At 68.0% G+C, this 1,163-nt stretch carries 2 protein-coding genes; both read left to right on the top strand.

The genetic code is table 11. From position 1 onward, the window contains the following. Nucleotides 1-195 precede the first annotated feature (195 nt). Entirely contained in the window at nt 196-789 is a 594-nt protein-coding gene (locus SI859A1_RS00210; protein ID WP_244400827.1) for a hypothetical protein, read from the top strand. Between the two features lie 10 nt (nt 790-799). Then, the coding region (locus SI859A1_RS00205) for a beta-ketoacyl synthase N-terminal-like domain-containing protein (RefSeq protein WP_009207879.1) at nt 800-1,163 on the top strand (364 nt) is incomplete at its 3' end.

Here is a 1,163-nt window from a genome sequence, read left to right as displayed (position 1 = left end):
AATGCGGTTTCGTCCGGGAGGGTCATCTGCGAAGCTATCTGAAGATCGCCGGACGCTGGGAAGACCATTATCTTTATTCGCTTCTGGCCGAAGAATGGTCGTCTTCGCAGCCCAGGGCTCGCATGGGCGCGGCCGTGGTGCAATAAACGCGAGGCGCGGGCGGGGGTGAGTCGGAATGCAAGGTCGGGGCACAACGTGAAGGCGAAAGCCATCAGCAATCGGAAAAGCGGCGTCGGGCCGATCGGTCTGGCCGCACGGTGGTTCCTGTCGCTGGCCTTCGTCCTCGTTGCGCTCATCGTCGGCAGCGTCGGGGCGTTCCTCATCCTGGAATCGGCCGAACACGCGGCGGCCCGTTCAGCCCTCGCCTATGCGCGGCTGGTCAGCGCCTCCGGCGATCGCGGCAAGCGCGACGCCGAGCGCACGGCCGCGCGTTTCGAGGCGCTGCTGCCGCAGGGCGGATCGGCGAGCGACGAGACGCTGATCCTCAGCGGCGCCGCCGGCATCAAGCCGTTGCTGGATATGGAACGCAGCGTCCTGAACAAACGGTTTCCCGATGCCCCGGTCAGAGCGTATGGGACGATGCTCGGCCATGCCTTCGAGGCGCAGGTCCCGGCCGGCGTGGCGCTGGCCGCCGGCGCGCTGTCTCGCGGTGCGGTGATCCCGCCCTTCGATTTCGGCGAGGAACGCCCGGCTTCAGCGGCCCCGCGGCGCGCCATCGTGACCGCGATCGGTCACCTTCATGCAGAGGGTGCCTGCGAACTGGAAGCCGTGGACGGACGCAGACTGTAAGGATCGGATGATGAGCGCGAACGGCAACACCGCAGAGCTGGACTTTCTCGGGCGCCCGGTGATCGCGATCACCGGGCTCGGCCTCGTCTCGTCGCTGGGCCGCGGCGTCGACGACAATTGGGACGCCCTGTCCTCGGGCCGCTCGGGCATCCACCGGATCGAGCGCTTCTCGACCGACAGCCTGCGCACCACGATCTCCGGCTCGGTGGACTTCATGGGTCCCGGCTCGGAGACCTCGACGGGTCTCTCCTACATGATGGCGGAAGCCGCCGGCTCGGAAGCCGTGCGCATGGCCGGCCTCGCCGACGACGATTTCGGCGGTCCGCTGTTCCTCGCCGCCCCGCCGGTGGAGATGGAGTGGCAGCATCGCCTCG

Origin of the sequence: Aurantimonas manganoxydans SI85-9A1 (assembly GCF_000153465.1) — a bacterium.
In the GTDB taxonomy this organism is placed as follows: domain Bacteria; phylum Pseudomonadota; class Alphaproteobacteria; order Rhizobiales; family Rhizobiaceae; genus Aurantimonas; species Aurantimonas manganoxydans.
The sequence above is the reverse complement of the archived record's forward strand: the minus strand, read 5'-3'. Positions and strand labels throughout refer to the sequence as shown.